The sequence below is a fragment of the Paenibacillus sp. FSL F4-0087 genome (assembly GCF_038020215.1).
Taxonomy (GTDB): Bacteria; Bacillota; Bacilli; order Paenibacillales; family Paenibacillaceae; genus Paenibacillus; species Paenibacillus taichungensis.
In genome coordinates this window covers 1-3,820 of record NZ_JBBODJ010000002.1, presented here as the reverse complement: position 1 = coordinate 3,820, position 3,820 = coordinate 1, and the positions used below count along the sequence as shown (strand labels likewise).

The 3,820-nt window shown below is 29.9% G+C and carries 2 protein-coding genes; one reads left to right on the top strand and one right to left on the bottom strand.

Going from position 1 to position 3,820, the window contains the following annotated elements; translation table 11 throughout:
* The coding region (locus tag MHB84_RS31320) for a tetratricopeptide repeat protein (RefSeq protein WP_341143103.1) at positions 1–2,325 on the top strand (2,325 nt) is incomplete at its 5' end.
* 254 nt (positions 2,326–2,579) lie between these two features.
* On the opposite strand, the gene MHB84_RS31315 is transcribed toward MHB84_RS31320, so the two are convergent.
* Positions 2,580–3,820, bottom strand: a 1,241-nt coding sequence (locus tag MHB84_RS31315; RefSeq protein ID WP_341143102.1) for a hypothetical protein, incomplete at its 5' end; no start/stop codon positions are given.

Below are 3,820 nucleotides of genomic sequence, written 5' to 3'. Positions count from 1 at the left end.
GTTATGTTAGCAAGCAGTTTTTGGGATTTAGATTCTTGGGCCAAAATATTCAGCATAATTGCTGTTTTAATCCCAGCCTTATTAGCAATATATAAATATATAAAAAGGAAAAAAAAGAAAATTATAGTTTCTAATGCAAAACCCAATATTGCTTATTTTACGGACAGGATAGCAATTTCAGAAGAGATTTTTAAAGAATTACAACGTTCTAATGAAGGGCGAATGTTTCAAATATTCGGCTCACCGGGAGTGGGAAAAACTGAGTTTGCTAAATTAATTAATATGGCCGTTAATTATAATTGCCAGACTAAAGATGAGGAAGATTTTATTAGTTCGATTGGATATAAAAAAGAAAAAAATGTACAAGCATTTTTCATAAAATGTGAAAATAAGGACACATATCATGTGGCTATTAAAAATATTTTTGAACTACTACTAATTAATGAAAATTCAGACATTAATCGTACTAGCGCTGCCCATTTTATCATTGAAAAAATACGAAAGAAGAAAAAAACTCTTTTTATTTTTGATGATATAAAAAGTTATGTTGAACACGATAAATTTTGTGATCTGTGGAACGAAATAACCAATGGACTGAAAAAACTAAATTCAAATAGTGAATGTACTTTTATTCTATTTTATTCTGGTTTATTGGAAAAAAAAGAGGCCAACAACAATATATTTAAAATCTCTAGTATACAAAACTTGGAAGAAAAATATATGGTTGAGTACTTAAATAAGAGAAACATTTCGCTAGATAAAAACGAGTATGATAAATTGTTTGCTTTAACAGCGGGAAATATTCAAATGCTTAGTTTGATTGCAGATAAATATAATAAAGAAAAATGTTTCGAGATCAATTATAAAAATTTGAATGATATCACTGAGTTATTTTACAATTACATAACTGAGGATGAGAAAACAACGTTTAAACAAATATTATCTTTATGCGTATCAAAAAATGAGGTTTTCATTAGTATGTTAGGATTACTTAATGGTCCCCATAACCCTGTGATAATAGATCAATTTGATAAATTAGAAACAGTAGGATTAATTAGAAAAAATAAAAACTCGTCATACTCTGTTACTGAATCTTTGCTACTACCAGCGATTAATAAGGAGTTTCAGACTGTCCAATTAAATCAAACCAGAGTACTGGATTTAGTACAACAGATGCAACTTATGGTTGAAAATGAAATTGTCCATGAATTCATTCAACCTATGAAAACAGATGCTAAACTGATTGAAATATTAGATATTCTAAAAAAGAATAGTGATTCTAAAAATTATACAGCTACACTAAGAATCAGTTACCTTTTAAAGAATGTATCTCAACTGAAAGAACAGATTGAAGAAATTGATGGAGGTTCATTTTATGAAAAACTCATTTACTTTGTTGCAGATGCATTAATTGGTTATGGCGCATATAAGGAAGCTACAGAAGAAATTAAAACTAATACAAACTATTATGTATTGAGGCCTGAAACCGTAACTTCAGAAAACTTCGATGTAATTTTTTTATTGGGTAATTTATTTCATTTACAAAATCAATACACAAAGGCTATAGAACATTTTAAAATCATGAGTGAATCAAAAAATGTAAAAGAATCATTGTATTACAAATCAAAATGTTATTGGGGTATAGCACATTGTTATCGTCACATCGGTAATTTAGATCAAGCAATAGATTACTATGAGAATTCTATAACCATTTGTGAACTCGACATTGTACAAACAAAAGCAATATATATTAAATGTATGAACGAACTCAATAACATTTTCTTTTATAGAAACGAAAAACAACGATTTAGTTTTGATCATATTGATGCCTTAATTGAGGAGGGAAACTCTGTAGCTGATTTATCAACCAATAAATACAAAGCTATAGAACAGGGAATGAAAGGAAACTTTGATAATGCTATAAAGTTAATAGATGAAACGATAAGAATATATGAGAAGAAAAGTGAACGTCTACAATTTAATTTATTATTTGAAAAAGGAGAATTGCTAAGACGTAAGAAAGATTTCAAACAATCAATTGAATACTTCAAAAAGAGCCTAGATGCTTCCCTTATAAATGGAGATAAAAACATTGAGCTTTATAGCAATTTAGGTATACTCTCGGTTGAATTCGAATGTAACACACATTATTTTACAAAGTCCAAAGAGGAACAATTTAAATTACTGGAACACTGTTTAGAACTTTGTCAAAGTGAGGAAGAAGATGTTTGTTTTGAACTTGGAAAACAACATGTAATGGAGATGCGCGATATCTTAAATGCAAACGGACCTAGTTTTTACAGCAGAATTCTCCCATTATTTTAATAGCTAATTTCCCGTTCAATTATAACATTCTTGGAGGCAGGCACGGTTCAGGACGCGTTATCTATAACTAATGTTTCTAAATCTCTCAAACTAGAGGAGTCGTATTCGGGACGATGGTATTTGTCTACATCCAAGTCACTTTGTGACACCTGCATATAAACGAGTTTCATAATGGCCCCCCATACCACGTTATATTTATAAAGTGATATGGGGAACAGGAAAGCCCATCTTTATAGTGATTTCAGTTAAACTTTTTATAAGTTCGTGGAAGGGGTACTGAAAGTATAATTTAAGGAATCTGGTATTTTCAAATCTGCAATTAATTTTTGAGTATTTAAATTGGTAAATTGTAAACTATGTACTATTTTTGCTATCTGATCTATAGGGCCTTCTTGCCATGCAAGTCTTGCTATTTCTTGAGTACCTAGCCTTATACCGTACTCATTAAATAGCTTTTTATTTTTCTTATTAAGAGTAACATTATTTTTAAAAGCATTACTGAAAATAGTATTCATAGCATCTTTACTTGTTCTTATAAATACTTGATGAGTATTAGTTGGAATTTTGTTGAGATGAGGAATATCAAGACCGTACTCTGCAAGTGCTATACCTAATTCTTTTGAATATTCTATAGTTTTTTTAGCATATTCCTCTCCGAATATTTCCATCTCAAATAAAGTATAAAGTAAACTTACTACTTGGTGCATTTGAGTATTCCTAAGATATTTAGGACTTATATTATCGTCTAGTTTTTTTGCTATTTCTTCATTATTTGTCATTATCAGACCATTGGCCGGACCAGGAAGTGTTTTGTGTGTTCCACCAAATAGCACACAATTTATTGGATTTTCAAGTGGATTGGCTACTTGTTTCCCCGCAATTAAACCAAGGGTTTGGCTAGCATCATATAAAAATAAAGTATCAGAAGGAAGTTTTAATTTATCGTAATTTGGAACCTTTATAATATCCGATGGCGCATATAACAAGTATTTTATATCTTCCTCAATTAAAGTGTTGTAGATTTTTTCATAATCTAAATCAAATTCTTCATAGTTATATGGCATATCAATAATTTCTAAACCTAATCTTTTACATACATGTTCCATTGAAGGATGCCCACCTGACGAACTAGTGGAAAGCATGATTTTATCTCCAATATTAGTAAGAGACATCAAAATTGAGGTAACACAATTCATACCTGATAAGGTTCTAGCATCAGCATATTTAGATGAAAATAATTTAGAACATTGTGTACTTATTAGCTGATAAATTTCATATAAATGTTCACTTCCAATAAAATTATCCTCAGAGGAAAATGAGTTAACCCCGTTCATAATGTATCTTTCCTGATAATCTTGTTGTAAAGGTACTTTAGCAAAAGGTGACATCCTATTTTCTGCGGCACACAAGGGCAGTGTAAGCCTTTTTTTTGCTAAATAATCCTCCTCATTTTTTTTAAATTTCACATAATTTAAAACGGTATTTAACACAATAA